General features: G+C 59.4%; 27 protein-coding genes. 14 read left to right on the top strand and 13 right to left on the bottom strand.

The window, feature by feature from the left end:
• Positions 1 to 15: 15 nt before the first annotated feature.
• On the top strand, positions 16 to 951 hold the full coding sequence (locus JIN78_RS10580; RefSeq protein WP_200391939.1) for a glycosyltransferase family 9 protein: 936 nt from the start codon (positions 16 to 18) through the stop codon (positions 949 to 951).
• On the opposite strand, the gene rsmD is transcribed toward JIN78_RS10580, so the two are convergent.
• The 4 genes from rsmD to JIN78_RS10560 form a co-directional block, all read right to left on the bottom strand.
• Positions 924 to 1478, bottom strand: coding sequence for a 16S rRNA (guanine(966)-N(2))-methyltransferase RsmD (rsmD, locus tag JIN78_RS10575; protein ID WP_200391938.1), 555 nt, complete (start codon positions 1476 to 1478; stop codon positions 924 to 926). The genes JIN78_RS10580 and rsmD overlap by 28 nt on opposite strands.
• Entirely contained in the window at positions 1475 to 3064 is a 1590-nt protein-coding gene (locus tag JIN78_RS10570) for an AsmA family protein (protein WP_200391937.1), read from the bottom strand. The genes rsmD and JIN78_RS10570 overlap by 4 nt, the downstream gene beginning before the upstream one ends.
• Before the next feature lie 15 nt (positions 3065 to 3079).
• The gene (locus JIN78_RS10565; RefSeq protein WP_200391936.1) at positions 3080 to 3778 is read right to left on the bottom strand and encodes a hypothetical protein; all 699 of its coding nucleotides are present in this window, start codon (positions 3776 to 3778) and stop codon (positions 3080 to 3082) included.
• A gap of 139 nt (positions 3779 to 3917) precedes the next feature.
• Positions 3918 to 4301 carry a hypothetical protein gene (locus JIN78_RS10560; RefSeq protein ID WP_200391935.1) on the bottom strand — a complete coding sequence of 128 codons (384 nt, stop codon included), beginning with the start codon at positions 4299 to 4301 and terminating at the stop codon, positions 3918 to 3920.
• Between the two features lie 214 nt (positions 4302 to 4515).
• On the opposite strand from JIN78_RS10560, the gene JIN78_RS10555 reads away from it, so the two are divergent.
• The 10 genes from JIN78_RS10555 to JIN78_RS10510 all read left to right on the top strand — a co-directional run bounded on the left by JIN78_RS10555 (position 4516) and on the right by JIN78_RS10510 (position 12899).
• On the top strand, positions 4516 to 5544 hold the full coding sequence (locus JIN78_RS10555; protein WP_200391934.1) for a PEP-CTERM sorting domain-containing protein: 1029 nt from the start codon (positions 4516 to 4518) through the stop codon (positions 5542 to 5544).
• A 54-nt stretch (positions 5545 to 5598) separates the two neighbouring features.
• Positions 5599 to 7137 (top strand): hypothetical protein, encoded by a 1539-nt coding sequence (locus tag JIN78_RS10550; protein WP_200391933.1) that lies wholly within the window; start codon positions 5599 to 5601, stop codon positions 7135 to 7137.
• 115 nt (positions 7138 to 7252) lie between these two features.
• Positions 7253 to 7636 carry a hypothetical protein gene (locus JIN78_RS10545; protein WP_200391932.1) on the top strand — a complete coding sequence of 128 codons (384 nt, stop codon included), beginning with the start codon at positions 7253 to 7255 and terminating at the stop codon, positions 7634 to 7636.
• Positions 7637 to 7788: 152 nt separating this feature from the next.
• Complete coding sequence (locus JIN78_RS10540) at positions 7789 to 8721, top strand: UDP-glucuronic acid decarboxylase family protein (protein WP_200391931.1); 933 nt, start codon at positions 7789 to 7791, stop codon at positions 8719 to 8721.
• A gap of 64 nt (positions 8722 to 8785) precedes the next feature.
• Positions 8786 to 9370, top strand: a complete 585-nt coding sequence (locus JIN78_RS10535; protein WP_200391930.1) for a hypothetical protein — start codon at positions 8786 to 8788, stop codon at positions 9368 to 9370.
• Entirely contained in the window at positions 9360 to 10019 is a 660-nt protein-coding gene (locus JIN78_RS10530; protein WP_200391929.1) for an HAD family hydrolase, read from the top strand. Before JIN78_RS10535 ends, JIN78_RS10530 begins: the two co-directional genes overlap by 11 nt.
• A gap of 32 nt (positions 10020 to 10051) precedes the next feature.
• Positions 10052 to 11128, top strand: a complete 1077-nt coding sequence (locus tag JIN78_RS10525; protein ID WP_200391928.1) for a retropepsin-like aspartic protease — start codon at positions 10052 to 10054, stop codon at positions 11126 to 11128.
• 77 nt (positions 11129 to 11205) lie between these two features.
• Positions 11206 to 11823, top strand: a complete 618-nt coding sequence (locus JIN78_RS10520) for a hypothetical protein (protein ID WP_200391927.1) — start codon at positions 11206 to 11208, stop codon at positions 11821 to 11823.
• 64 nt (positions 11824 to 11887) lie between these two features.
• A complete protein-coding gene (locus tag JIN78_RS10515) occupies positions 11888 to 12271 on the top strand; it encodes a hypothetical protein (protein ID WP_200391926.1) in 384 nt (127 codons plus the stop codon).
• A gap of 76 nt (positions 12272 to 12347) precedes the next feature.
• Entirely contained in the window at positions 12348 to 12899 is a 552-nt protein-coding gene (locus JIN78_RS10510; protein WP_200391925.1) for a tetratricopeptide repeat protein, read from the top strand.
• 18 nt (positions 12900 to 12917) lie between these two features.
• Here the strand turns inward: JIN78_RS10510 and JIN78_RS10505 are convergent, their stop codons facing one another.
• The 5 genes from JIN78_RS10505 to rpe all read right to left on the bottom strand — a co-directional run bounded on the left by JIN78_RS10505 (position 12918) and on the right by rpe (position 18601).
• A complete protein-coding gene (locus tag JIN78_RS10505) occupies positions 12918 to 14921 on the bottom strand; it encodes a S9 family peptidase (protein WP_200391924.1) in 2004 nt (667 codons plus the stop codon).
• A gap of 48 nt (positions 14922 to 14969) precedes the next feature.
• On the bottom strand, positions 14970 to 15860 hold the full coding sequence (gene lipA, locus JIN78_RS10500; RefSeq protein WP_200391958.1) for a lipoyl synthase: 891 nt from the start codon (positions 15858 to 15860) through the stop codon (positions 14970 to 14972).
• Positions 15861 to 16008: 148 nt separating this feature from the next.
• A complete protein-coding gene (locus JIN78_RS10495) occupies positions 16009 to 16890 on the bottom strand; it encodes a peptidylprolyl isomerase (RefSeq protein WP_200391923.1) in 882 nt (293 codons plus the stop codon).
• Positions 16890 to 17873 (bottom strand): hypothetical protein, encoded by a 984-nt coding sequence (locus JIN78_RS10490; protein WP_200391922.1) that lies wholly within the window; start codon positions 17871 to 17873, stop codon positions 16890 to 16892. The genes JIN78_RS10495 and JIN78_RS10490 overlap by 1 nt, the downstream gene beginning before the upstream one ends.
• Before the next feature lie 56 nt (positions 17874 to 17929).
• Positions 17930 to 18601 carry a ribulose-phosphate 3-epimerase gene (gene rpe / locus JIN78_RS10485; RefSeq protein ID WP_200391921.1) on the bottom strand — a complete coding sequence of 224 codons (672 nt, stop codon included), beginning with the start codon at positions 18599 to 18601 and terminating at the stop codon, positions 17930 to 17932.
• A gap of 274 nt (positions 18602 to 18875) precedes the next feature.
• On the opposite strand from rpe, the gene ispE reads away from it, so the two are divergent.
• Positions 18876 to 19703 carry a 4-(cytidine 5'-diphospho)-2-C-methyl-D-erythritol kinase gene (gene ispE / locus JIN78_RS10480; protein ID WP_307832993.1) on the top strand — a complete coding sequence of 276 codons (828 nt, stop codon included), beginning with the start codon at positions 18876 to 18878 and terminating at the stop codon, positions 19701 to 19703.
• A gap of 411 nt (positions 19704 to 20114) precedes the next feature.
• Positions 20115 to 20954, top strand: a complete 840-nt coding sequence (locus tag JIN78_RS10475; protein WP_200391919.1) for a CvfB family protein — start codon at positions 20115 to 20117, stop codon at positions 20952 to 20954.
• 25 nt (positions 20955 to 20979) lie between these two features.
• Here the strand turns inward: JIN78_RS10475 and JIN78_RS10470 are convergent, their stop codons facing one another.
• Together JIN78_RS10470 and JIN78_RS10465 are read right to left on the bottom strand one after the other, a co-directional pair.
• On the bottom strand, positions 20980 to 22476 hold the full coding sequence (locus JIN78_RS10470; RefSeq protein ID WP_377174536.1) for a hypothetical protein: 1497 nt from the start codon (positions 22474 to 22476) through the stop codon (positions 20980 to 20982).
• A 21-nt stretch (positions 22477 to 22497) separates the two neighbouring features.
• Positions 22498 to 24312, bottom strand: coding sequence for an arylsulfatase (locus JIN78_RS10465; protein WP_200391917.1), 1815 nt, complete (start codon positions 24310 to 24312; stop codon positions 22498 to 22500).
• A 134-nt stretch (positions 24313 to 24446) separates the two neighbouring features.
• Here JIN78_RS10465 and JIN78_RS10460 point away from each other — a divergent pair, with 134 nt between their 5' ends.
• Positions 24447 to 25484 carry a cytochrome-c peroxidase gene (locus JIN78_RS10460; RefSeq protein ID WP_200391916.1) on the top strand — a complete coding sequence of 346 codons (1038 nt, stop codon included), beginning with the start codon at positions 24447 to 24449 and terminating at the stop codon, positions 25482 to 25484.
• 20 nt (positions 25485 to 25504) lie between these two features.
• Here JIN78_RS10460 and JIN78_RS10455 read toward each other — a convergent pair whose 3' ends face one another.
• Both JIN78_RS10455 and JIN78_RS10450 read right to left on the bottom strand, forming a co-directional pair.
• Positions 25505 to 26059 (bottom strand): hypothetical protein, encoded by a 555-nt coding sequence (locus tag JIN78_RS10455; RefSeq protein ID WP_200391915.1) that lies wholly within the window; start codon positions 26057 to 26059, stop codon positions 25505 to 25507.
• A 66-nt stretch (positions 26060 to 26125) separates the two neighbouring features.
• A partial coding sequence (locus JIN78_RS10450) for a choice-of-anchor L domain-containing protein (RefSeq protein WP_234037925.1) occupies positions 26126 to 26476 on the bottom strand: 351 nt, incomplete at its 5' end.

Below are 26476 nucleotides of genomic sequence, written 5' to 3'. Positions count from 1 at the left end.
CCCAAAAGTGCCCGTGTGTCCGACGATTCGCATTTCACTGGTTCCCGCCTCGCCCTCGTGGCTCCCCTCGATCCCATCGAAGCGTGCTGGGCGACCCCGGCCTTCCGCGCCATCGCGCGAGCCCAGGCGGACAAATCGGTGACGGTGCTCTGTCCCAGTCCTTGGGAAGCCTTTTGGAAAATCCATTTTGACAAGGTTCTCGCCTATCCCTCCTCCTCGGTGGGAAAGCTTGCCAAGCTGTTCGCCGGAGAGGAGTTCGACTCGGCCCTATTGGTGGAGGACAGCCCGGCAGCACGCGCCCTTGCCAAGACGGGCGTCGCCCAGCGCCTCGGCCCTGCCTTGCCCGCGTTGGATAAGTGGACCACGCAGGCCCTCTCCCTGGCCCGCGAAACCGGTCCGCTCCCCCATCGGGTGACTCGATATCTCGATCTGGCGGAAAAGTTGGGTTGTCATCCCCGGGCAACCGAGAACTTCACCCCCCCCGAACGCCCGGCGAGCCCGGCTCCTGCCCGCATCGGCCTTCTTGGACAATCGGATCTCGGCCCGGCGGCGGACTGGCCGGAAGAATCCTTCCGCCAGCTTCCGAAGCTACTGCAATCCGGGGAAGCCTACGAATTCATCGCTCTTTCCGACCCGGGGGAGGGCGATGTCGCGGGCTGGCTGGAGGAGCTTTCTTCGCTCAGTGTGCTGGTCGCCCCGGCCAGCACGGCCCTTCATCTAGCGGCCCACCTCGGTGTCCCCTGCGTGGCCCTGATGGGTCCCCATGATCCCCGCACCCACCGGCCATTGGGAAAGAAGCATGAAGTCCTCACCACTCACGCGGAATGCGCTCCCTGCCTCTTGGCCCGCTGCCCCCTCGATCACCGCTGTCTCACCGAGCTGCCCGCCGAGGCCGTGGCCGAGGCCATCACACGGCTACTCCCTCAGGAAGAACTCTTGGCCTCAAAATAGAGCACCGTCGTTTTCCCGTAGTTCTTGCGTTTAACCAAGGTGAGGAAAGGCGGGTCCTCGGGAGTTTCCCGCTCGGCCTCTACTTCGACCATCACGATTCCCCCCGCCGCAAGAGGCAGCGGCTTTTCCCAAAGAGGACTCGCCAAATCCGGGGCTCCATCGCGGTAATAGGGAGGATCGGCCAGGATGAGGTCATATTGGGCCTCCTCGCCCACCCGGGCGAGATAAGCCAGCGCATCGTCCGCGATGACCTTGGCCGTGGAAAATCCGGTATGCCGTAGATTATCGTGAAGACAGCGCAAAGCTTGGGCCTCCCTTTCCACAAAGTGACAGCTGCGGGCTCCCCGGGAGAGCGCCTCCAGCCCCAGAGCGCCCGTGCCAGCGAACAAATCCAGCACCCGGGCTTCGGGAACGACATGGCGGAGAACATTGAAAATCGCCTCCCGCACCCGGTCGGAGGTGGGGCGCGTGACTTCGGCGGGCTCTTTCAGACGGGTTCCCCGATGCGTTCCAGCGATGATTCTCATGGTGCAGGCAGTGTGCGCGGGGCGGATTCCTCTTCCGCCGCTTCGCGGGTGAGGAAGCTCCCTAGCAAGTCAACCACTTGGCTCACGAGCAAAAATTCCCCTTTTCGTCCGGTATTCACCACGACCCGGGGATGGACCCCTTCGAAATGGAGGTCGCGGTAAAGGCGGTCCGGGGTCACCAAAGGCTGCAACCAGCTGCTCGTCCACCCCACGCTGACCAGGCTCCCCACCGCCACCTTGGTGAATCGTTCGGCCAGGTCGGGGGCGGCAACGAGGCGCAGCACTCCGAGGGTGGAGCCACCCAGCGCGAGCGATCCATTGCCCAGCAGGGAAAAGGTCTCCGAACGAAAAGCGAGCTCCGGGAAGTGGAGCACGGCCTGCTGCAACCGGCCCCGCAGCCGCACAGAGTCGAAGACGAAGGTCTGTTGCCGTTGGGAAGAGGTCACCGCCAGAGCCTCTGCCGAAGCCCCCAGTGCCGCCTGCCAGGTCTGGGGATGAAGCAAACGCCCTTGGGCAGAGAAGTGAGCCGCCACCTCGGCCGCCTCCATCCTGAGGCCTCCCCATTGCGAATACACTACGGGCGCAAGAGACTGGGGATCAAGGGCGCTATTTACCCGAAAGGGCTTGCCCGGCAGGCGAGGCGCAAAGGCCCCGCCCAGGCGGAAAGACAAGCCCGCTTCCCCTACAGCCTCCCCCAGCGCAAGCTCGAACTCCCGATTGGGAAAAATCCACTGCTTCTCCCGCCACTCCACGGTCCAGCTTCCGGCGTCCAGAAGCGCATGTTCTCCCAAGGCCAGCCCTTGCCAAGCCAGTCGCCCCCCGATATCGGGGCCTGCCAGGGGCAAGTCACCGCTGAGCCCATCGACGGTGAGCTCGAAGGCGGAATTGACCGAATACAGACGCACCCGGGCCTCGCGAAAGCGTAGCCAGAAGCGGTCCTCCCTCTGAAGAGGCCTGGCCGCGGCCTCCCCGGACCCGCGAGCCGTCTGTTCTCCAGAGCGAGAGCGGCCAGAATCCGGCCCGCTTTTCCCCGCGACTGGCGCGGCGGACTGCTCGCCCCCTGCTTCGCGGACCACGGAAGGCTCGTTCTCCCGGGCCTCGCCATCTTCTCTCGCATCCCTTTCACTCGCTGAAGAGCTTGCCAGATCACCCGAATCAGCACTCGCCGTGGTGGAGGGTTGCACCACCACCAGGTATTCGAGGGGGAGATTCAGTTCGGGCTGGTCGACCCCAATCTCATGAAAGACCTTTCGTCCCTTCCACACCTCCCGCCAATGGGGCTGCAGCCTCATCTCCCGCAACCGCAGCAAAGGCGGCAAATCGGCACCCGGTCCGCCACCGGGGGACCGCAGATGCGCGGAGAGGCGGCGAACGGTGACTCCTTGCCACGGAGACCAGGTCGCCCCCGCGACCTCCCAACGCAGAGCCGGGGTGCGTCGCTCCAGCTGCCGCGCCAAGAGCCGCCGACCCGGGGAACTGGTCAAAAACCAGTTGCCTCCCAGAAAAACCAGCAAGGCAGCCAGAACCCCCAGTAACAAGCCGAAGCCCAACCACCTGCGCAGCCGCCGCCATTTTCGCCCCCTCACGGAGGCAGCTTAGAGCTACGACTGCTTGATCGCAAAGCGAATCACCATGCTCTTGTCAAAAAGACGACGACCGGAAGTCGACACCTCCTGGATGCGATAAACGAGGAGCCCGAAGCTCCCGTCGGCGAGCTTGCCAATGGCCAGATTCTCCTTGGTGGTGCCGAAGCTATCCTCCAGTTCCATTTTCCATTCCTTGCCAGTCCAAGCTCCGAGAATGCTCCGTTTATCGGCTGCGATATCCTCAATCCGCTTCATCACCCCACTGGTGGTGGTGTAGGTATCGTCCGCCGGATTGTAGAGCATGGTGGTGATGTCGGAACCGACCCCGGTGACCCGGATGCGCCAAAGGCCCTCCTCGGCTTGCTCCAGCCGGACAATGACTTCCCCTTGCGGAACAGCTTCCATTTTGCGCTGGTCCCAGAGCTCCAGATAGTCAGCGTATTCCTCCTCGCTCAACCCCAGCTTTTCGTGGAAAGGCAAGGGCACCCCGGGTTTTGCCTTTTCAGAATACTCGGCAAACCACTCCGGATCCGCTTTGCGCACCTCGTCGACCTTACGAATATATTGCTGAATCTCATCGGGAGGAACGACCACCACGACCTCACCCTTCACCGCCACATCGGGCTCCAAATAGTCGGCAAAAACGGTGGGAACCTTCTGCGCGGTGGCGAAGGAACAGAAAAAGAGAGCGAAAAGAGGAAGGAAAATCTTCATGAATTCGAAGTGTTGCGGGAGCAAGCTTCGTCTCCTTTGGCCGAATCACAAGCCTTTAGCGCCCGCAGCGGGAGGGAGGCCGAAAAAAAGAGCCCTGCGCGAGGACTCTTTGCGAAGAAAACGACCATTCCCGGTCCCGTCAACGGCCACGGCGAGGGTGCAGGTGCTGATGGCGGGGATGGGGAACAGGTCGGCAATGGGACTGCGGAGCCGGCCGGTGATGACCATGCCCCCGATGAGGGGCGGGGTGGTGATAGACATGCCGGTGATGCACGATGGGGGCCCGGCGCACACTCCGGCAGGTGCAGCGCACCGGCTGCCGGTGGTAGCTGTAAACCGGACGGTGAAAACGATCGAAGCCGCACACCACCCGCTTGGTGTAGATGGCGCAACCACACGAAGTGCGACCACTGATGTAGGTTTTGCTGCTACCAATGCGAATATGGATTTCCGCTTGCGCGGTATTGGGAAGAGCCACGAGGGCGAGGATGAAGGCCGAAACGGCTGCCAGTGCTTTTTTCATTTTGATTCCTTTCAGTTCACGGGGTTCGCTAGCTGAGACCCGGCCTCACTCGGAAATATTCGGAAAAAAATTTTTCTCCCGCTGAATAGGGGAACAAGAAACTCACAAAAAACTAACAATGAAAGCACACAAAAAAAACACTCCGACCCCTCGAAATCCCTACCATATTTTCCCCTTGAATACTTAAAAATTCACCTTAAGAGAGCACCCGTTTATGAAACACCCCCTCCTCCCCGCTATCGTTTCAGGCACATTGCTTGCCTGTTCCTTTTCTACCCTCCCCCTTGAGGCGGCCTATGTGGCACAGCCCTCCGAGGTGGTTTACTACCTTGGGCATTTCGACTGGCCAGATGATACCGGACTCAAACGCGTCACCGGTCTTGGTTCGAGCTCCATATCCAACGGGACTTCCGCGATCTTCGATTCCCTTGATACCGCGCCACGCGCCCCAGGCTACACCGGAAGCAACTCCATCCATATCGGGCGTGACATCGCTTACAATTACCGCACCAATGAGTTTTACATCCTGAGCAACACCTATCGGGGCTCGTTGGATGGCTCGCCCGCCCCTTTCAATATTTCTTATCAAGAGATCTACACCTTTAACGAAAGCTTCCAGCTAACGAATGTGTCCCGCATCAAGGACGCCGGGGGAGCTGACTATCAGAGCAACGGCATCTCGGTCGATCAGCGCACCGGACAGGTTTACGTGCAACGGGGAGCTGATCGCTCCACCTCCATCTATCAGGTCGACCCAGTCTCCGGAGCCTCCAGCTTCTTTGCCTCGTCTTCCAACAACTTCCATTCCTTCGACATCGACCCAGTGAGCGGGCAGTTCTTTTTCGAAGACGGCAGCGAATTCTGGTCGGCCAACCCCTCCAGCGGCAGTTTTGTTGTCGACAAATATTTGACGACTACCTCCTCTGTTTTCGCCGACATTTCTCTCTCCCCCAACGGCAACCTCTATATCACTTCAGCCTCCTTGGCAGGCTCTCCCTCAGTTGACAATCTGGGCTTGACCTCGGATCTCTTTGCCCTGGCGGAATCAGCGGGTCAGCCACTGACTAGTAGTCAGTTGAACTCACTCGTCGCGGATCGCGTCAGCACCTCAGACTATGCTCCTTTTGCAATGACAGGTCTCGTGGTGATGGACCCGAACTTCGTACCGATTCCTGAGCCCAGTTCCCTGCTCGCCCTATCCATGGCCGGCAGCCTGTGCCTCTTGCGGAGAAAACGCCGCTAGTGCCCCTCAAGAGAGTATCGCGAAGCCGCTCCAGCGCCTGAAACCCTTTCCAGCATGTCCTTGCCAGCCAACAACGCAAACGCAGCCTTGGCTCGGAAGCTGACTCCATTACTTTTTCCCGCCCTCGTCGCTCTCCTGACTTTCGTCACCTTTGCTCCCTCCTTTCAGCACGAAGCTCTGGCCTACGACACGCCTTATCTCCTTGAGGAAAAGAACATCAGCAATGGTCTCAGCTGGGAGGCGCTCCGATGGGCCTTTTCGCGGGAGTCCGTCGGACCTCTCAACCTCTGGACCCCCCTCAGCCTTCTTTCCCTGCAGGTGGAGGCTCAACTCTGGGGTTCTTCTGCCTCCGTGCATCATAGGGGGAATGTGATTTGGCATGCAGCCACAGGCGGGCTTTTGGTTTTCCTCCTTTTTCAGCTCACGCGGGAACAACCAGAATCCCGCAGCCCCCTGGGGGCCACCTTATTGAGCCTCCTCGTGCTCTCTTGGAGCTGCCACCCGGCACGCATCGAGAGCGTGGCTTGGATTGCCCAACGAAAGGACGTCGTCTGTGGATTCTTCTGCGTGCTAAGTCTGTCCTTCTTTTGCCAAGGACGGTCATTCGGCTGGCTTCTTCTTTGCTGGTTGGCAGGTCTCGGGGCCTTGCTGGCCAAACCAACTGCGGTGGCTCTACCACTCGCACTTTTTGTTCTGGACTGGACCCGTGATTCTCAAAAGAAACCCGCCTGGTCCACCCTTGGACTCGCAGCAGCTCGCCAAACGCCCCTCCTAGTGGCAGCAATCCTCCTGATTATCCTTACCCTCAGCTTCCAATCCCAACAGATTCTGGCCAGTCACCAGAGCTCTTTGCTGCAAAGAGCAATGGCCCTCCCCGCGCTTTTTCTCTGGTATTTTAGCACTGGATTGCTGCCAAAAGGACACACTCTCTTTCCTGAATTCCACCCATCCGTCCTCACCCCGACGCTCATTCTTATTTTCCTGACTCTCCTATTACTACGAACATTTTCTCTCCTCAAAAGACAGCCCCTCGTCCTCTTCGGTCTCGCCTGGTCGTTTCTCTTCTTTCTTCCGGTTTCCAATCTCGTTCCCACCGGACAGTATGCCGTTGCTGTTCGCTACAGCTACTTCATCCACTTGGGGCTGCTGTTCATGGTTCCCCCTTTGCTCTTTCTCTCAACCTCTTGTCTTCAGCGCAAGAAACATCTCCTCCTTGGACTCTCACTCCTCCTCCTTTTCTTTCTGACGACAACGTTGTTCTTTGCCACCCGAAGTCATTTGGCGAACTGGCGGGACACGAAGACGCTGATGAGATGGGAGCATAAAAATAACCCGAGTAACGCAATGGCTGCGGTCATTTTTTACACCGCGACCAGGGGTGAGGAAACTTCCGCAGCGGAGTCTCACGCCATGCTATCGGACGCGGCCCTCAATCCCAGAGCGCAATACCTTGCCCATCTCCACCTTGCTCTGTGGAATCTCGATCACGAATACACCACTGGAGCCCGCAACCACCTGCGACAAGCGCTTGCCGCTCCCTTCATTCCAGATCGGCGGGCCCACGACCTTCTCCATAAGCTGAACAGCTTCTAGCGTCCAACCACGATTACAAATCAGCCTTCCAATTGTAGAGGGCAAAAACTCGCCAACGGGTTCTATTCTGAGAGACAAAAGAACGGCTTGGTGCCGCTCCCAACGATAGAAAATCATGAATAGCGATAACACTGACTCCCAGCCCAACCGAAGTGACCGCGAAGGCGGCAAGCCCTCCTTCGAGCGAGTGGACGAGGCTGTCCGCTCTGCGGTGAATGACGCGTCCCAAAAAGCCCGGGAAGCGGCTCCCAAGGTCAAGCAGGCCCTTGATGAAGTCTTGCACGACGTCGCCTACGGAATCGCTTACGGCGCTAGCTTTGCCAGCACTTTCACCCGCGAATTCATGCCCGACTCGGTCAAAGAATCGACCGCCAAAGGGCAGCGCGATGGCAGCCGGGCGGCTGAGGAAGCTTCCGACCGGGTGCGCGAAGCTGCGGAACGCCGTCAACGCCACCCTGACAAGGCAGGCGATGACCCGGTTGAACTCTCTCCCAGCTAAGATCAGATCCCCCTCTCTCTGGCGTTATTGTATTGTGTGTATGGTGAAGACGGTCCCCGGCGAAAGTCGGGGGCCGTTTTTCATGATTTCTCGGAAAATCTTTTCCTCTTCGCACTCGCCTCTCCTCCCCGGCTGAGATATGGGAACGCCCCATGAGAGTTTTAGTAACGGGTGGCGCGGGGTTTTTGGGTTCTCATCTCATTGACCGTCTGCTGGAGCAGGGGGATGAAGTGATTTGCCTCGACAACTACTTCACTGGTCGCAAGGCCAATGTGGCGCACCTGCGCGACAACGTGAATTTCGAGCTCATGCGACACGATGTCATCGAGCCCTTCAAGGTGGAAGTCGATCGCATCTATAACCTGGCCTGTCCGGCCAGCCCCCCGCACTACCAATACAATGCCATCAAAACTATCAAGACCTCGGTGATGGGGGCCATCAATTGCCTGGGGCTCGCCAAGCGCACCAAAGCCCGTGTTTTCCAAGCCTCCACTTCCGAGGTCTATGGCGACCCCGCAGTCCACCCCCAGCCGGAGAGCTATTGGGGCCACGTCAATCCGGTGGGCATCCGCTCCTGCTACGACGAAGGCAAACGCTGCGCGGAAACTCTCTTCATGGACTACCATCGCCAGAATGGCGTCGATATTCGTATCGTGCGGATTTTCAACACCTATGGTCCCCGCATGAATGCCGAGGACGGCCGGGTGGTGAGCAACTTCATCGTGCAAGCGCTGCGGGGGGAAGACATCACCATCTACGGGGACGGCACCCAGACCCGCTCCTTCTGCTATGTCGACGATCTCATCCGCGGCTTCATGGCCTTGATGGAGAGCGACTATCCCCTCCCGGTCAACATCGGCAACCCCTGTGAATTCACCATGCTGGAACTGGCAGAGGAAGTGCTCAAACAAGTGGGTGGCCCGTCCAAACTGGTCTTCCGCGAACTCCCCTCCGACGACCCGCGCCAACGGCAACCCGACATCAGTCTGGCCCAGAGCAAGCTCGGCTGGGAACCCCAGGTCTCCCTCGCCGAAGGGCTCGAAAAAACGATCGCCTACTTCCGCCAGGAACTGAAACTCTCCTGAATGCTGCCGCTCCCGGAGGATCGCGGACTTGTTTTTCCACCAAAGCCCCCCAGACTCCCCCATCATGAAAGTGCCACTGCTGTTCGCCCTGACCTTGCTCTGCTGGGGCTCCGCGATCTTCACCGGCGTGCGAGGAGTCCGCAGCATCATCGATGCCAGCTCGACCAGCCTGGCGATCCTGAAAGCCCCTGGAGAGACCCTGATCACTGTTCCAAAAGCCGGGCAGATCACCCTTTGGCACAACTTCGAAGACCTCTTCGAGGGGGAAACCATCAGGGAAGACCCCGCATTGCCCGGCGGCTATCATTTCCAACTGCAGGCTGCCGGGGATCCCGCGCCCCTCCCCTTTGTGGCCCGAACTGGTTCCACCACCATCAATGGCCCGCAGACCAAAAAGCGGGCGCTCGGCCACTTCGAGCTATCCGCCCCTGGGGACTACGGGCTCACCGTCACCGGGCCCGCCGAACAGCCCCGCCTCCTCTCCCTCACCGAAGGAGGTGCGATGCAGAGTTTCCGACAAATTTTCGGCTACCTCGGTGGCAGCATTGCCCTGATCCTTCTTGGTCTCGCTTTCCTCACCATCGCCATCATTTTACTCATTATCAGAAAGAAACCGCGCACCCCGCCCCTCCCACCCCATGCTTCCTGACGCCCTTCTCATCGACTTCGACGGCACTCTCGTGGACACCGAGTGGGCCATTTATTCCGCCTGGTTGCGCACCTTTCACCGGGAGGGCCAGGACCTGCCCATTGAGGTTTACGTCCAGTGCATCGGTTCGGACTTCGCCACCTGGTCCCCGAAAACCCATCTCGAAGAGCTGACGGGCAAAACTTTCGACTGGGAGGCGAAGGATGAAGCGCGCCAGCAGGAAATCGTGGCTGAGCTCGCGGAGCAAGGGCCGGTCCCGGGGGCGCGGGAGGTTCTTTCCCTCCTCGCCGGGCAGACTCGCTTGGCGGTGGTCTCGTCCTCCTCCCACGATTGGGTGGACGGATGGCTCGCTAGGCTCGATTTGGCGAAATACTTCGAAACCACCATTTGCCGCGGGGACGCCCCCCGCATCAAACCCGCGCCCGATCTCTACCTCGCCGGAGCCCGGGCACTGGGGATGAATCCCAGCCAATGCCTCGTCCTTGAGGACTCCCTGAACGGAGCCCGCTCTGCCAAAGCCGCCGGCATGACCGCCCATGTCATTCCCAACCGCATCACCCGAGTCAGTGACTTCGCGGAAGCCGATGGCGTTTTCTCCGATCTCACCGCATGGTCCCGCTCGCTTTTTTCCGCTGAGGCTCTAAGGTAAACCCCCTCTCCACCCCTCCCGACCGCTTTATGATGAGTAGCCCCCTTCGCCGCCTCTTTCTCCTGCTCCCAGTTCTCTGGCTGGTCGCCTGTGCCAACCAGTCGCCAAATTCAGCAGCCGGCCCCACCAGCGGCCTCCGGGAAGCACGTTTGCAAGCTCTAGGCTACACCCCGCTGCCCCTTAAAAAAATCACCCGGGACGCCCGCTATTCCGGTCGCTTTCTGGTCAACGGCCAACCCGTCGACCTCCTCATCGATTCTGGAGCCAATTCCACCGACCTGAACAACCACCTCGCCAGCAAGCTCGGCCTGCGCATCGACCAACGCTCCCAAGTGGTCTCCCGCGGCGCACTGGGCCGACCAGTTACATCCCGGGTGGGCCTGGGCGTTCTCTCCGCCGGACCCGTCTCCGCCCTGCCCTTCCCCTTCATGCTCGCCAGCGAGACCCTCGCCAATACCGCCACTTCCCGCTACGATGGCCAGATTGGACTCGACGCGCTGGAAGCCCTCGGGGCCCTTGTCGATTTGCGCAGCGGCCAAATGTGGGTCCCCGGGAAAAACGCCCGCAATGCCCATCAACAGGGCATCCGCCCCTTGGGGGAAACCCACGGACTGGGCTTCGACACCCTCCACCTCCGCCCCGCACGCGATTTGCCCCATCTCGTCCTCGAGTCCCAGTGGAACGGCCGTCTCGTCACTTGGATTGTCGATACCGGTGCCGAGGTCTCCGTTCTTTCCGCCGAAAGCGCCCAAAGCCTCGGACTCGAAACCACTACCAGCAACTCGCGCATCATTGATGCCTCGGGGGACAATGCTGTCGCACGCGCCGCCATTTTTCACAACATCGTCTTCGAGCAACTGATTGTGAGCGAATATCAGGTGGCCGTGATTCCCCTGCCCGTGGTGCGGGAAAACTTCCAGGACCGCCATGGCCGGGTAATCGATGGCATCATCGGAATGGACTTTTTGGAAAATTCCGCCGCTCTTTTCGATGCGGGCTCCCGCCTCCTCTATGTAGGCGATCCTGCCCACGGCCAATCCTCTCCCGCCAGCCGCACCTTGGCCCGCGACCGGGAGCAGGCCTCTTCTCTGGGCCTCCGCTGGGACTGAACTCGCCGCCATTTCGTTAGAATTGCTTCTGCAGGGTTGCCAAGCGCGGCCCGCTCCCCTACCAAATCTCCCCAGTGATGAAGGAAGCAATGCATCCCTACGAATCTCTTTCCCTGAGCACGGTAGGAATCGTCGTCGGGATTTATCTCGTCGCCAGCCATGGCCTCATGTTGGCCAAGTCCGGGCCAGCGCAAGCTTGGCTCAAAAAACTGCCCCGCCATTACAATGCCGGGGTCTACACCATGTCCCTCGGCCTCATTTGGTTCTGGCTCCTGGTGGCTCCCGATATCCGGGGTTCCTTCTCTTGGTTGGGCACTCTTTCCATGGACCTGGGTGAGTTCAATTTCCTCAAGCGCTACCTGCAAATCATCGTCCCTCTCGCCTGCTTCGGGCTCATCACCCAGGTGCGCGAATTCCTTTTTGTCCGCGGTCTGGGCGTAGTCGCGCTCATGGTCGCCGCCCCTATTCTGGAGGCCGCCTTCCTCAAGGAACCCTCCTCCCGCATTCTCCTCTCCTTCTTTGCCTACGCCCTCCTGACGAAAGGCATGTTCTGGATTGGCATGCCCTACACCTTTCGCGACGCCGTCGACTGGGCGACCAAGTCCGAGACTCGCTGGAAGGCTCTCGTCGGGGGCGGCCTCGCCTACGGCGTTCTCATTCTGATCCTCAGCGTGACGGCTTGGCGCGGGCATTGATTTCACCGTTTTTTCATCCCTCCCTCACCGATTTTTCACCCGGTGGAGTTTCTCTCCCCGGGATATGACGACCCTCTCTCCCTCCTCCGGCCCCCTCTCCTCCTGGCCTTCCCGCTGGGAAGGAGCCACCCTCCATCCCACGCCTCCCGGCGATCCAGTGGCCCTCCTGCTCCCCCATCTGGGCACGGGGTCCTTCGCCACCTTCCGCAGTGCCGGTCGCGAGATTCTCCTCCGGCAATTCCCTGCCCACTCCCCTCCTCTCCCGCTGAGCCTGCTCTTGCAAAGAGAAGGCTTCTCCCTGCGAAAAGCCCTTCCCAGCTGCCCGGACGGCCAGTCTTTCTACCTCTGGACAGAGCGCGGCCGCTACCACCTGCGGGAGACCAGCACGACCGATCTCCTCATCGCCATCCTCACCCCGGTCCATCGCCCTCCGGGGCTGTCTTCTTGACCCCGGAGGAAGGAAAGGCTAATTTGCCCGATGATCGATCCAGCGGGATCGGTCGCAAACTACGCAACCACCACCGATGAAAAAATTCCGAACCCTCCTTGCCGTGGGGCTTTGTGCCCCCCTCGCAATGGCCCAACCCACCGCCAACGATTATTTCCGCCAAGGCGAAGCCGCCCTCAAAGCAGGAAATCTGGAACTGGCCAAGAGTTCCTACAAAAGCGCCCTAGTGCTGGAGCCCAACCACGGGAATGCCAAATATCGGCTCCTCTCCATGGACCGCCTCAGCCAAGAAGTGAGTGTCAATGTGCGCCAGAAAAAGCTCTCCGCCGTCATTCTCCCGCAAGTGACCTTCGAAGACCTCACCCTCACCGAAAGCATCGAAGCTCTCGCCGCTCTGGTGGAAAAAGAAACAGGCAGCGACACCGCACCCAACTTTGTCATCGACGACCCCGGCAAAACCATCAGTGACAACCCCGTCTCCATCCGGCTGCGCAACGTCCCCGCCACCACCGCCCTCCAGTATGTCCTCTCACAAGGGAAAGCGAAGGCCCGCTGGGACAAGCATGCCATCACCATCCGCCCCCTCTCCACTGGCTCCACCGGTGCCACTAGCGAAGGGGCAGAGTAAGCGCCCGCACCCGCTCGGTCAGCGCTCGCTGGGACCACCCAGATGGCGCTGGAAAAACTCGACCCGCTTGCGCCGCAGGTAAGGACTTTCCCCAATCCCATGGTTGCCATTGGGCACGGAGAGAAAGTCAAAATCCTTGTCCGCCCGGATGAGCGCATCCACCACCTGTAGGGTCGAGCTGGGATCCACATTGGTATCGACTTCGCCCACGGTGAGAAGCAAGGCTCCCTGCAAGCGGTCGACGTGCTCGGTATTGGAGTTCGCGGCATAGCTTTCATCCACCGGCCAATCCATCCATTGCTCATTCCACCAGATTTTATCCATGCGATTGTCGTGGCAGCCACAATCGGCCACCCCCGCCTGGTAGAAATCCCCATGCCAAAGGAGAGCGGCCAGGGTGCTCTGCCCCCCGGCCGATCCCCCGTAGAGCCCGACTCGCCCCAAGTCCATCCATGGGCGGTCCTGCGCGGCAGCCCGCAGCCACTTGATGCGATCGGGGAATCCGGCGTCCTTCAAGTTTTTGTAAGCAAACTGCTGAAACTCCCGCCCCCGGTAATTGGTGCCCCGGCCATCGATCTGCACCACCACAAATCCCGCCTCCGCCATCTCACTGCGATGGCCATACCAGCTGCGCCAGGCCTTCGGCACGAAAGCGCCATGAGGCCCCGCATAAATGGACTCCACCACCGGATAGCTCTTGGCGGGGTCGAAATCCCTGGGCTTCCAAATCACCCCGTGAATCTCGTAGCGCCCCTCCCGATCAGTCGTCACAAAACGCTCGGGGAGAGCGAATCCCCGCTCCTCCATCTCGGCGCTTGAGCTTTCAGCCAGCACCGCTATCAGGGCCCCATCCTTTCCTCGCCGGAGCTCATGCACGGGAGGCTGATCCACCCGGGAAAACCGATCGACATAGTAAGCTTCATCAGGCGACCAGGTCAGGTCGTGGGTGCCATCCCCCTCGGTGAGCAGGATCATTTCCCCCGTTTCCGGCTGTAGCCGGGCAAAGTGTTCATAGTAGGGATCCTGCCCTTCATAATAGCCACTCAAGCGAAAGAGCACGCCCTCCTCGCTGACCTTTTCCACCCCCCGCACCACCCACTTGCCCCTGGTGAGCTGCCTCTTTTCCCCACTCTCCTCCGCCACTCGATAGAGGTGGCTCCACCCGTCGGCTTCCGACCGCCAGAGGAGCTGGCCTTCTCCCAGGTCCCACCAACCGCACTTTTCATAAACATGAACGAATCGTTCATCTTCCTCGGCCGCGACCGCCCGGGTGACTCCCGAACGAGCATCCAGCTCCATAAGACGGAACTTCCCAAAACCACGCTCAATATACTCGAACCAGAGCCGATGGTCGTCCCGCCAATGCAGCCGCCGGATTTGAAAAGGATTCTCCAGCAGTTTCTCATCCACCGGCACACGCACCCCCTCCGCGGTGAAGACGACCGGAAGGCGCACCCGCAACTCATCGCCAGGCTTGGGATAAGAGATGGTGAAATGCTCGGGCTGCAACTGGTCATCTGGCGAACTGCGCACATAATGGACCTCCCGCTCGGCCACATCCCGCACCTTCTGCACCGCCACAAACTCCTTCCCGGGAGACCAGCGTGGCTCTTGCTCCCAGATCCAACCCTCTCCCGCCGAATGAGTCTCGCCCTCGAGCTGTAATTCCCCCTCGCGGGGAAAGCGGAGCCGGGCATCCCCTTCCCGTCCTTCCCGCTCGCGACCTCCTTCACTCCGTCGTCTCCGCGGGCCTCTTTCTCTCACCTCTTCCACCAATTCTCCGATCATCCCCTCATGGGAAGACCCATCAACGGTGGAAACCGCGCGAACCGCCCCTCCTTCTCCGAGAAGACAATACCAAGTGTCTCCCTCGCGAGACCAGCGAATGGACAAGCGCTCATCCGGCGCAGTGCCAATGGCTTCGCGATAGGCCGCATTCCGCTCTTCGAAGGCTGCCGTGCCTCCATGCCCACACGCCGCCGCTGCCATCAGTGCCCAAACAACCGTTACCATTCTCCGCATGCCTTCAGGCTAGGGAGAAGCAGGCTTCACACCAAGCAAATGCGCGCCTCAATCCTCCAAATCAAGCTCGGGCTTGAAGTCGGCAGCATGGTAGGAACTGCGCACCAGCGGACCACTGGCCACGTGACGGAAACCTTTGGCTTCCGCCACCGTCTTCCATTCCGCGAATTTTTCCGGAGTCACATACTCGACCACCGGCAGGTGCATCGGCGTGGGGCGCAGATACTGCCCGAGAGTCAAAACCGTGACGTGCGCCGCCCGCAAATCATCCATCGCCTGCTCGATCTCGTCCTCCCGCTCGCCCAATCCCAACATGATGCCACTCTTGGTCGCGACTTTGCCGGGAGCCATTTCCTTGGCCTTCTTCAGCACGGAAAGAGAGCGATCATACTGCGCCCGACTGCGCACCAGCGGGGTCAAGCGACGCACTGTCTCCAGGTTGTGATTGAAAATTTGAGGCCGCGCCCGCATCACCATTTCCAGCGCCCAATCCTTATCGTTGAAGTCCGGCACCAACACTTCAATGGTGATGCCGGGATTGGCTTCACGGACTGCGGCAATCGTTTTCTCAAAATGCTCCGCGCCCCCGTCCTTGAGGTCGTCGCGCGCCACCGCCGTGATCACGACGTGATTGAGGCCCATCCGTTTGGTGGCCTCCGCCACCCGCTGCGGCTCATCCTCTTCCAGCGCGTCCGGCTTGGCCGTCTTGACCGCGCAGAAACCACAGGCGCGGGTGCACTTCTCACCCGCGATCATGAAAGTCGCCGTGCCCTGACCCCAGCATTCCCAGCGGTTGGGGCATTGCGCTTCCTCGCAGACAGTCACCAGATTCAGGTCCTTGACCATGGACTTGGTGTCCCAAAAAACCGGATTGTTGGGCAACTTGACCCGAATCCAGTCCGGCTTCTTATCCAGGTGCAAACTCGCGTCCATCCGCATCCGGGGACCAAAGTCGCCCGGGCGCAACCCTTTCTTGCCGCCTGCTCCAGCACATCCGCTCATGCGCGCACCTTAACGCTCGCCCGCCCGGTGGCAAACAGGAATTGGCGATTTTGTCACAAACCTGCCCGGAGAAGCCAATTGGCCGCTAGGAATCCTCTTCCTCCGCTTCTTGCTCGAAGTCGACGCGTTCAATGGTCGCCTCGGCCCTCAGCCTCCCGGCCAACTCGCGCAGAGCAGCCTGCCGTTTCTCAGTGACATAGCGGCGGCTCAACTCCCCGGCAATCTCCTCCAGGGGAGGGGCCTCGCCCCCCCGACGCTCCACCACCTGGACCACATGGAGAGCATGCTCGTAACTGAGCACGGGCGAAATCTCGCCCACTTCCAAAGAGAACAGCACCGTTTCGAAAGGATTGGTGGGTCGATCGAGAGGAATCCACCCCAGATCCACTTCTTTGCTTTCCTTCTCCGTTTCGGCCTTGGCCAAGGTCTCAAAGTCCTCCCCGGCCAAGAGCCGCTTCCGCAACGCCACTACCGAAGCCAAATTCTCCTTAGGGTCCTCATGACCATCAATGAGACGCATCAGGTGCAGGCACCGCGCCTCCGGCAACGAACAATACTCCCCTTTCTTCTCCTCATAAAAAGAAGCCAAAGCCTCCTCATCGGGCTCCGCAACCGCCGGAATGTGCTCCGCAATGAACTTTTCCATGCGCAAATTCGCCGAAACCTCGTCACGCAGATGATCGCGCTCGGCCTCCAGCATCTCCCAGGATGCTCCATGCTCCCGATAGGTCTTGATGAGTTCCTCCAGACGCCGCACAACCTCTCCCTCATCCAAATCCTGATGCGTCTTCTCCGCCTCCTGGGCTATGAGGATGGAGTCAATCACCTCCTCCTCGGCCGCCTTGCTAAACTCCTCATCCCGCTCGCAACAAGACACCTGGGTGCGCAACTCGGCCTCCGACTTGATTCGGGTAAAAGCCTCCTCCAACAACTCGGGGTTAATCAGTTCTCCATTGACTCGAATCATCACTTTCTCCTCCGCAATACAGGATCCTGGGCATAGGCTTTCAAGCTCTCGGCAAAAGGCGAGAGATCCTCGCGAGCCTCCAGCGACTGCCGATAGATTTCCAACTGCTCCGCAGTCAGCACCTCTGCCAATTGCTCCAGCTGAGACTCCCGAATCTGCTCGAAGCGCGCCTTCAACATCGCCTCCAAGGGATTCTCTCCCGGCGCGGCATTCGCCATCTCATTGCGCAAGGCTTCCGCCTGTGCAATCTGCTCCTCCTCGCTCCGGGCGGTGGCCCCACCCGCCTGGGCCGCCAACTTCTGCTCATAGAGAATCTCCTCCATCCGCTCCTTCTGTTGCGGCTTGAGATTCAGCAACTGATTGACTTGATTCATCTCACTAGCCACGGCGGCATTCGCATCAGCCTCCAGCCGCCGCTGGGCACTGGACGCCAACAAATCCTTCTGAGCCGGAGTGAGCACCTCACCCAGAAAGTCAGCCAGCCCCTCGCCCTGCAAAAGCAAAGCCAACTGTCCGTGGGCCTGCAGGTCCCCGGAGGCAATCGCCCCCTGCACTTCCGCAAAAGCCGCCCGCAAGGCAGCCACCTGCTCGAGAGTGAGGTTCAGATCTCCCGTCCAAAAGGCCAATTGGTCCTCAAAAGCCTCATTCTGCTGGCGCGCGATGAGCCCGGCAATTTCCTCCTGCTGCTGTGCAATGCGCGCTTTCTCCTCCGCAGCCAGGTCCTCGAAGCGCTCCCCCTCCCGGATCACCACCGGCTCACCAGACAAAACCGAAGGCCGCCCCTCCAAGTCTTCCGGACTAAGCGGAGGCACCGAGCGATCCCGGCGGGACTTGAAGCCGGGCAAGGCATCACTCTCCGCAAAATCACTCTTACTCTCCCTCTCCACAGCCTCCGAATCCGGCTTCTGCGGTCGCGGTCCCCAAACAAAAAGAGCCACCGCCACCCCCAGCAAGCCTGCCCCCATGATTAGCTTCTTCTTCATATCCTTCGTAGTTTCTAACCTCACTCGCCCTCCGGCTTTTGCCAGCGGAAAATCAATCATCCGCGCACAGCTGCCACCGCCGCCTTCATATCCGGTGCCTTGAAGGTCGAGGAACCCGCGACCAGCACATTGGCCCCGGCCTCGCGGCAAGTCCGGGCCGTCTCCGCCCCCACTCCGCCATCGACCTCAATATGGAAGGACAAATTCTGCTCGGCCCGCGCCGCCGCGGCCTGCCGCACCTTCTCCATCACCTCCGGCATAAAGGCCTGTCCCCCGAAGCCTGGCACCACCGTCATGCACAGCAGCATGTCAATCTGTGGCAAAAAGGGTTCCACCGCCGAAAAAGGCGTTGCCGGATTCAGCGCCAATCCCGCCTGCACCCCCGCAGCCCGAATCGCCGCCAAGGTTTCGCCCACCTGGTGATCAGACTCAGGCTCAACGTGAACCGTAATCATATCCGCCCCCGCTGCCACAAAGCGCGACAAGTAATGGTCGGGACGCTTGATCATCAGATGGACATCCAGAAAGACATCATTGGTCGCATGCACCGTCTCCACCATGGCGGGGCCGAAGGAAATATTATCGACAAAATTGCCATCCATGATGTCCAGATGCAGCCAATCTCCCCCCGCGTTGATCGCCCGGCTCGTCTCCTCGGCCACTCGCCCAAAGTCCGCCGCCAAGAGGGAGGGCGCGACAATGATGTCCTGATAAGTCCAATTTTTCACGACCAGAGGGATAGCAACCCTCCGCGAAGAAGCAAGAGCCCGCAGGCCAGAGAAGAAAATCCAGAGTTCAGAGTTCAGAGTTCCGAAACAAAAAATTCTGTCCCATTCTGTTCATCCTGTCCAAAAAACGCCCCAAGTAATCCTCTCTCATCCTGTTCATCCTGTCCAAAAACCACCCCAAACAAAAATCCTGTCCTCCCCCCACCTCCGCAAAGGGGCACGATTTTAAAAATGACCATTGGATTTCGCCTTCTTTTCTGACAATTCCTTGGGCGTGCTCGTAGACGCTCCTGCCAAATTGAACCTTTCCCTCCGGGTCCTGGGAAAACGCCGCGATGGCTTCCACAAAGTCGAAACCCTCATGACGCCCCTGCGGGGCCTGAGCGATCACCTTCATTTTGAACCCGCCGAGCAATACCACCTCGACTGTGACGAGCCCGGCGTGCCCACCGATGGCAGCAACCTCGTCACCCGGGCCGTGCGCTTGTTTGAACAAGAGAGCAAAGAGAAAGTCGGGTACAGGATCCGCTTGGAGAAAAACATTCCCCACGGAGCAGGACTGGGAGGCGGCTCCAGCGACGCCGCCGCCACCCTACTCGGGCTCAACGCCCTCTACGACGAGCCCATCGACTTTGACAAACTTTCTCAAATGGGCGCCAGCCTCGGCTCCGACGTGCCCTTTTTCTTTTTCGACGAAGCCTGCTGGTGCCGCGGACGGGGCACCGATGTGGAGGCCGCTGGCATTGAGTGGAACGAGACCGTTCTCCTCTTTAAGCCCGCCTTTCCCGTCTCCACCGAGCAAGCCTACAAACGCTGGAAATTCTCCCGCGAGCATGCCGACATCCCCTACGGAGCGCAGGAAATCGCCGGGGTCAAAATGGTCAACGACCTCGAGCGCCCCGTGTTCGAGAAGCACCTCTTCCTCGCCATTCTCAAGCGCAAACTCCTCGCCACCGAAGGTGTGGCCGGGGCCATGATGAGCGGCTCGGGCTCCACCGTCTTCGCCGTCTTGGAGGAAGGAGTGGATGGCGAAAAACTTGCCGAAAAGGTCAAAAGTGAAACCGACCCGGAAATGTGGACCTGGTGCGGTCAGGCGGGATAAGCTCCGCTCCTCACTCCCCAAGGCTCCACCCTCCTAGCTCTAGGCTCCTTTTTCGCGGCTCCGGACTCCTCTTTTGTAGCTCCGGACTCCTCTTTTGTAGCTCCGGACTCCTCTTTTGTAGCTCCGAACTCCTCTCTTGTAGCTCCGAACTCCTCTCTTGTAGCTCCGAACTCCTCTCTCGTAGCTCCGAACTGCAATCCCGGCCCCTTTGAATTTCACGATTCCAAGGACCCATCCGTCTCTAAAAAAACGCGGAGGCCTCGGCGAGGCCTCCCTACCGCTTGGAGCCCTACCGCTGATCTCCGGTTGGGACCCACGGGGCTTCGTTCGGCAATAGGCTCCATGCGGCATGGGCAGACCTCTTTCTTTTTGCAGTGGTCAGGGGAAGGAACGACCGCCACACTCCCTGCCATGGCGGAAATCGGTGAACGAACAGAGCTGACGGTGATGCGGGAGGCTCCTATGGGGATGTTTCTCAATGGCGGGCGCGAGCTCGGTGATATCCTGCTGCCCAAACGCGAGGTGCCCAAGGGAACTCTGCTGGGCGGAAAGGTGGAAGTCTTTCTCTACCGAGATAGCGAGGACCGCCCCATCGCCACCACCCGCCACCCCAAGGTGATGCCGGGAGAGTTCGCCTACCTGCAAGTGGTGCAGACCACTCCGGTGGGGGCCTTTCTCGATTGGGGCCTGCCCAAGGACCTGCTCTTACCCTTCCGCGAGCAAAAGGAGCCCTGCGAGGTGGGTCGCTCCTATGTGGTCCACGTCCATGTCGACCCGGCGACCCAGCGCATCGTGGCCAGCCGCCGCCTCAATCGCTTCCTGAGCAAAGAGCCCCCGAAATACCTTGAGGGGGAAGCGGTGGACCTCATTCTCTACGGAAAAAGTGAGCTCGGCTACAAGGCCATCATCAATAACGAGGCCGCTGGCATCATCTACCACGACACCGTCTTTCGTCGCCTTCATGCGGGAGAAAAGACGACGGGCTACATCACCAAGGTGCGACCGGATGGCAAGATCGACCTCTCCCTCTATCCCCCCAAGGAATATCTCGCTGACGAGCTGGAAGAGGTCCTCCTCCGTGAGCTGGAAGAACGCGGCGGCTTCTGGCACCTCAGTGACCGCAGTCCGGCAGAGGACATCTACGCGGCCCTCGGGGTGAGCAAGAAAGCCTTCAAACGCGCCACCGGAGCCCTTTACAAACAACGCAAAATCGTCATCGGGCCCGACGGCATCTCTCTCGCGCCGCGCTGAGAGCACGACACGAGGAAAAGTAGCCTCAGTCCACGAAGCTCACCCGCAGACTGTCGAGGAGGGGCTTGGACTTGTTGTCGGTGGCATCCTCCACTTTGAGCTCCACCTGAAAGCCATAACCCGCCGGAAGAGCGGACAGGTCGAGAGCGGCCGGGGTCTTGGCCACTTGGCGGGCAAAGCCCTCCACCGGCTCATAGCTTTCCTTGACCTCCTGCCAATCGCTCCAGGTGTCCGCCGCGCCATCATTGTCGGTATCGACGCCCACGCGAGCGGTCACCGTCTCCACCCAGGGACCGGGGCTGACGAAGTCGTTCTTTTGCTGGGTGACGAGGTAGAACTGGCCTTCCGCGAAGCCGACATCGGGATCGGGGTGACCTTTGCCGATATGGTCACACCAGGTGAACTGCTCGTCCATGGATGGCGAGGTGAACCAGCCCACACTCATCTCGTGACCGCCCACCGGATCGTAGTCGCCGAAGAGGTAGTACTGACCACCCACCGCAATCAGGGCCCAGTCGCCATAGGCCTCCTGCTCGGGCTCATGGATCTCATACTCGGCCACGTTGCTGGGGTAGTTCTCCGGGTCTTCCTTCTTCCAGTGAGGGTGGCGATAGGTGCCGATCTTGCCCGTGGGCTCGGTGCGTTCGTCGACGGCGGGGGCCTTTATCTCGAAGTTGTCGATGCCATTGGGGCTCACCGCGTGACCCGCCAGCGGGGAATCCCAGGAGCGCTTGTTGGCGCTGATGGGGCTCCAGTCCTCGAAGACCACGTGCATCTTCCCTTCCAAGTCGCGGATGAAACCCGCGTCTGAGCCGTGGGAGGGGTCCTCCACGGCCTTGCCCTTGTTTTCCCCCGGCTGGCCGTCGGTCAGGTCGGTGTCCACAAAGACATGGGAGTCCTGGTCATTGGGGAAATCGTAGTAAATCAGGGTCTTGTCGCCCACTTGCTCGGCGCTGGTGACCCACTTGGCGAAGCCCGGAGTGACGGGGCCATGATGCACCCAGGTCTTCATATCCCGGCTCTGCCAAGCGTGATAACCACCCAGGGTCTTCTGCAAGCCTCCCGGCGCATCGAATTGATTCGCGAAAGGGGTGGTCTTGAGCGGAATATCGAAGCCTTCCACCTCGACGTCCTCCGCTTGGAAAGCCTGCCCCTTCTGCTGGGGGGCTCCGTAGCGGCCGAACATCCAGTAATCCTCCGGGCCCTTGACGAGGAGCACGGGGGCATCGCGCAGGTTCTCCGGGCCAACGTTCTCCACCGGGTTCCAGTTTTGCCAAATGGGCGACTGCGCGAGAGTCAGGGTCGCAAGAGATCGTTTCTCTTCCGAAGTCTGCAATTTGCTGATGAAGGTGCCTTTTTTCTCGGTAGGCGCGAGAAGCCCGTCGGCGAGGGTGAGACCCTCGCTGGAGGCGGTGGCGGCTTGCCAATCTTCTTGGCTGCTCACCGTCCAGTCGGCAGCGGTCAGTCTGGTGGCTCCGAAGGCCAGAAGACCGACTCCCAGAGCGTATTTATTTGTCGTCATCATAAATTTGCCAGACCGGGCTTAAAGCTTCTCCACCTCCACATAGTAAGCCCCGATGGCTTTGTCGTCACTGGTGTGGAAGGTGGCCTCCAGCTCGATTTCCCCGGCCGGCAGCTCGGCCTCGAAGGTGATGCCGGCATCCTCGGAGGAGACTTTCTTTTCGCCTTGGAAGCTGGCCACTTTGAGAGTGGCGCGCTGCACGGGAATGGCGCGGCCGGGAGTCTCGCGGAAGGCCACGAGCCCGGGCACGGGCTCGCCTGCGGGCAAGGCTTGGGTGATTTTTGCGCCCGTGCTGGGGGCCCAGCGATGGAGTGTGATGCGGTAGGCCCCCGCTTCCGCAACTTGCAGCGCCCAGAAGCCGGTGCCCTCGAAGCCAGCCCGAATCTGCTGATGATTCCAAGGCACCATGCGCTGATTGGTGAGCCAGTCATGGCTGGAAAGAAGGGTGGGATTTTCCTGAGGAGAACCAATCTGGATACGCGCTTCGTTCTCAAAAACAGGGGAAATGTCTTCCCACCAAGCCTCGTAATCGGCCCGCAACTTGGCCACCACCTCGGGGAACTGCTCGGCCACATTCTTGCGCTGGCCGGGGTCTTTTTGGATGTCGTAGAGTTCCTTGCCGTTGATGAGGCGCCAGCGTAGGGTCATGGTGCTGGAGCTCTTCCACTTCTTGGGATCACGCACCCGCTGGGAGTCGGTGATGATGGTCCGCTCGGGCCAATCCCCGGCCTCGTCCTTGAGCAAAGGCACCAGCGACACGCCATCCAACTGGTAGGATTCCTCAATAGGCGGGAGCTCGCACAGCTCCACGAAGGTGGGCAAGACGTCGATGTGAGCGGTGAGTTCCTCGACATCGCGACCTTCCGCAAAACCACCTGCGGGCCAATGGAGGAAGAAAGGCACGCGGTGACCGCCATCGTAGGGACTGCCTTTGCCCGCCTTCATGCCGGCATTATTGACATGCACCCCCCGGGCCGTGCCGTTGTCGGTGGTGAAGATGAAGATGGTGTTCTCGGCGAGTCCCTTCTCTTCCAGAAAGTCCCGCATCTTGCCCACGTTCTCATCGATATTGGCAATCATGCCAAAAAAGACCGCCAGCTCTGCCGCTTTCTTGCCGAACTTTTCCTCCAGCTCAGGCAGGTAGGGCTTCCAGTATTTTTCCTCACAGTGATAAGGCCCGTGCGGGGCATTGGTGGAGATATAGGCGAAGAAGGGCTTGTCGGCCGCCACGCTCTCGTTGATGAAACGGGTGGCTTCCTGGAAGTAGACGTCGGTGCAATAGCCCTCATACTTTTTCAGCTCGCCATTGTGGACATAAGAATCGTCGAAGTAGGCGTTGTCCCAGGCATCGGGAGCCTGGCCCACCCCGCCCGCACCGTGACGGACGACCTCGGAGAAGCCGCGGTCCTCGGGACGGAACGGATAGTTGTCCCCGAGGTGCCATTTGCCAAAAAGGCCGGTGGCATAGCCGCCTGACTGAAAGACCTCTCCCAGAGTCTTCTCGCCTTCGAAGAGGAAACAGCGCCCCATGATGGTGTGCCAGGGACCCGCGCGATTGGTAAAGTGCCCGCTCATCAAGGCCCCCCGTGTCGGCGCGCAAGTCGGGCTGACGTGGTAGTCGGTGAGGCGCACACTCTCTCCATGCAGCTCGTCGAGTTCGGGGGTCTTCAGGATCTCGTTGCCGTGGCAGGAGAGATCGCCATAGCCCTGATCGTCGGTGATTACGAAGACCACATTGGGCTTCTCAGCGGCAGAAAGAGTCAGATTGGCGGCGCAGAAAAGCGCGAAAACGCGCAGCGCACGGGGCAGTGAACGGGAACGGAGGCTGGTTATCATGATTATGGAATGTTACTCCAACGCGGAAGCACGAAATAAATTTCATCTCCCGCCCTCTCACCCCAGTATCCAGAGCCGAAAGCTTGCGCACCCTGTTGAAAAATCCCCCTCCGCCGTCGCCCCTTCCGCTAGCCATGAAGTTTTTTCCACTCTTTCTGCCCTTGGCCCTCGCGGCAGACCAGTCGGCACCCAGCGCCGGGAACCTCCTGCTGGACCATCCACCGGAAGTTCCCGCTCCCGAACTTCCGCGTGACTATCCGCTTTCGGCCGCACGCATCGCTCTCGGTCAACGCCTCTTTTTTGACGACGCCCTTGCCAGCAAGAAAGAGGTCTCCTGCGCCTTTTGCCACCTCCCCCAGGAGGCCTTTTCCGATCCCTCGCTACAGCCCTGGGGCGTGCAACCGGCCCACACCACGCGGCGGCACTCCATGCCCCTCTTCAATCTCGCTTGGAAAAAAGGGCCCTTCCGCTGGGATGGCGAGGAGCCCACCCTGCGGGGCCAAATGCTGCGCCCCATCGTCGACCCCATCGAAATGGGCGAGAACCTCGCCACCTTGCCCGCCAAGCTCGCCGCCCGGGAAGGATACCTCGCCCAGTTCCAGGCAGCTTTTGGAGATCAGGAAATCACCCCCGAGCGGCTGGCCATTGCCTTGGAGCAATACGTCCTCACCCTCACCTCCTTCGACTCCCGCTACGATCAGGCTCAGCGCGGAGGCGACGAGCTCACCGCCTTGGAAAAGCGGGGAGAATCTCTCTTCTTCACCAGCCCGACCGAGGGAGGGGCCGGGTGCGCCCGCTGCCATCCCGCGCCCTTCTTCACCGACCACGGCTTCCACAACAACGGCCTCCCCCTGCGCAAGAGTGACCACGGGCGCGAAGAGGTGACTGGCGAGGCCCGGGACCGGGGAAAATTTGCCACTCCCTCGCTGCGCAATATCGCGGTGACCGCTTCCTACATGCACGATGGGCGCTTCGCCACCCTCGCCGAGGTTGTGGCCCATTATGCGACCGCGAAAGAGGAAAGCCCGAGCCTGCCCAAGGATCTCAGGGAGCTCCGTCTCGACCAGGAAGAACAAGCCGTCCTCGTCGCCTTTCTGGAAACCCTCAGCGACCCCCAGTTCGCCGAACCCAGCGAACCCGACCCCAGAGAAGTCGATCCATTTGATTACTAAGTCAAACAAACTATAACTTCTCAATCCCGACAGCGATTGCTCACAACTAAAAGCCCACCAATTCCTAACAGGAGAGCGGATGACAGCTCTGGAACAAGTCTTAAATTATCGATTTTTGCCGAAAAATCTTCCGATACAGCATAGAATCGAAATCTAATTGAAGTCAACGAATCTAATGGTTCCGTAGTCCCCAAATATTCAAATGGAGATATAATCATTCCATCCCCATTGATGGGCACAGCAACATCCCTCCCAAATGAACCATCTACCGAAACAACCAATTCGCCAGAACCTACAACATCAACCAAATCAACAGCGAAAGCATTGTATCCAAACAAACTAAATTCTTCAGAAGAAAAATAAGAAACACTTAAATATGTTCTTCTCGGGCTTGGGCTATGCTGAGAAACAGAGAAGCTTAATTCTTGAGAAGTAATTGCTGCCACCCAACTAGGCTCTCCCGCCCCCAAAATTTCTCTTCGCTCCGTTAAAAGAGTATCATACAAAACAGAATCAGAAGCCATTCCTTCTGAGGATAAAGACGATTCCCCAAAAGAAAAGTCATCTAAAATCAAGACAGCAGAAGAACAAACTTCAAGACACAAAGAATTGCAAATTAATATATATAATAACTTTGTCATTTAAGGTGTAGGATTAATCACTCGAACGCTCGACTCTTTAATGAACAGCCCCGAGTCAAGATTATCATCATTAACGTCTGCTATCACAAATTTCACATGATAACTCTTACCCGGTTTCACGAAAACATGAGCCTTCAATCGGACAACCAAGCCATCGTATTCAACTTGGACTGGCTGATTCAAACCATCAACCTCCGGGTCAATATCCAAATCATCATCCAAATACAAATACTCGTTCATCCCCGGATTAATTGGACTCACACTACACGACAAAAATCGAGCACGTAACGCACTGAAAATAAGGAAAAAATACGCAAAAAAGGCTTGCAATGTCGGTGGCCGCCCAAAATT

It is taken from the genome of Roseibacillus ishigakijimensis (genome assembly GCF_016595415.1).
Classification (GTDB): Bacteria; Verrucomicrobiota; Verrucomicrobiia; order Verrucomicrobiales; family Akkermansiaceae; genus Roseibacillus; species Roseibacillus ishigakijimensis.
This window is presented reverse-complemented; position numbering and strand designations above follow the sequence as displayed.

Bases quoted from the DNA above. Each gene is read 5' to 3' on its own strand.
- rsmD (WP_200391938.1), bottom strand. From the start codon at position 1,478: ATGAGAATCATCGCTGGAACGCATCGGGGAACCCGTCTGAAAGAGCCC.
- JIN78_RS10565 (WP_200391936.1), bottom strand. From the start codon at position 3,778: ATGAAGATTTTCCTTCCTCTTTTCGCTCTCTTTTTCTGTTCCTTCGCC.
- JIN78_RS10560 (WP_200391935.1), bottom strand. From the start codon at position 4,301: ATGAAAAAAGCACTGGCAGCCGTTTCGGCCTTCATCCTCGCCCTCGTG.
- JIN78_RS10555 (WP_200391934.1), top strand. From the start codon at position 4,516: ATGAAACACCCCCTCCTCCCCGCTATCGTTTCAGGCACATTGCTTGCC.
- JIN78_RS10550 (WP_200391933.1), top strand. From the start codon at position 5,599: ATGTCCTTGCCAGCCAACAACGCAAACGCAGCCTTGGCTCGGAAGCTG.
- JIN78_RS10545 (WP_200391932.1), top strand. From the start codon at position 7,253: ATGAATAGCGATAACACTGACTCCCAGCCCAACCGAAGTGACCGCGAA.
- JIN78_RS10540 (WP_200391931.1), top strand. From the start codon at position 7,789: ATGAGAGTTTTAGTAACGGGTGGCGCGGGGTTTTTGGGTTCTCATCTC.
- JIN78_RS10535 (WP_200391930.1), top strand. From the start codon at position 8,786: ATGAAAGTGCCACTGCTGTTCGCCCTGACCTTGCTCTGCTGGGGCTCC.
- JIN78_RS10530 (WP_200391929.1), top strand. From the start codon at position 9,360: ATGCTTCCTGACGCCCTTCTCATCGACTTCGACGGCACTCTCGTGGAC.
- JIN78_RS10525 (WP_200391928.1), top strand. From the start codon at position 10,052: ATGAGTAGCCCCCTTCGCCGCCTCTTTCTCCTGCTCCCAGTTCTCTGG.
- JIN78_RS10520 (WP_200391927.1), top strand. From the start codon at position 11,206: ATGAAGGAAGCAATGCATCCCTACGAATCTCTTTCCCTGAGCACGGTA.
- JIN78_RS10515 (WP_200391926.1), top strand. From the start codon at position 11,888: ATGACGACCCTCTCTCCCTCCTCCGGCCCCCTCTCCTCCTGGCCTTCC.
- JIN78_RS10510 (WP_200391925.1), top strand. From the start codon at position 12,348: ATGAAAAAATTCCGAACCCTCCTTGCCGTGGGGCTTTGTGCCCCCCTC.
- JIN78_RS10505 (WP_200391924.1), bottom strand. From the start codon at position 14,921: ATGCGGAGAATGGTAACGGTTGTTTGGGCACTGATGGCAGCGGCGGCG.
- lipA (WP_200391958.1), bottom strand. From the start codon at position 15,860: ATGCGGATGGACGCGAGTTTGCACCTGGATAAGAAGCCGGACTGGATT.
- JIN78_RS10495 (WP_200391923.1), bottom strand. From the start codon at position 16,890: ATGATTCGAGTCAATGGAGAACTGATTAACCCCGAGTTGTTGGAGGAG.
- JIN78_RS10490 (WP_200391922.1), bottom strand. From the start codon at position 17,873: ATGAAGAAGAAGCTAATCATGGGGGCAGGCTTGCTGGGGGTGGCGGTG.
- JIN78_RS10475 (WP_200391919.1), top strand. From the start codon at position 20,115: ATGGCGGAAATCGGTGAACGAACAGAGCTGACGGTGATGCGGGAGGCT.
- JIN78_RS10470 (WP_377174536.1), bottom strand. From the start codon at position 22,476: ATGACGACAAATAAATACGCTCTGGGAGTCGGTCTTCTGGCCTTCGGA.
- JIN78_RS10465 (WP_200391917.1), bottom strand. From the start codon at position 24,312: ATGATAACCAGCCTCCGTTCCCGTTCACTGCCCCGTGCGCTGCGCGTT.
- JIN78_RS10460 (WP_200391916.1), top strand. From the start codon at position 24,447: ATGAAGTTTTTTCCACTCTTTCTGCCCTTGGCCCTCGCGGCAGACCAG.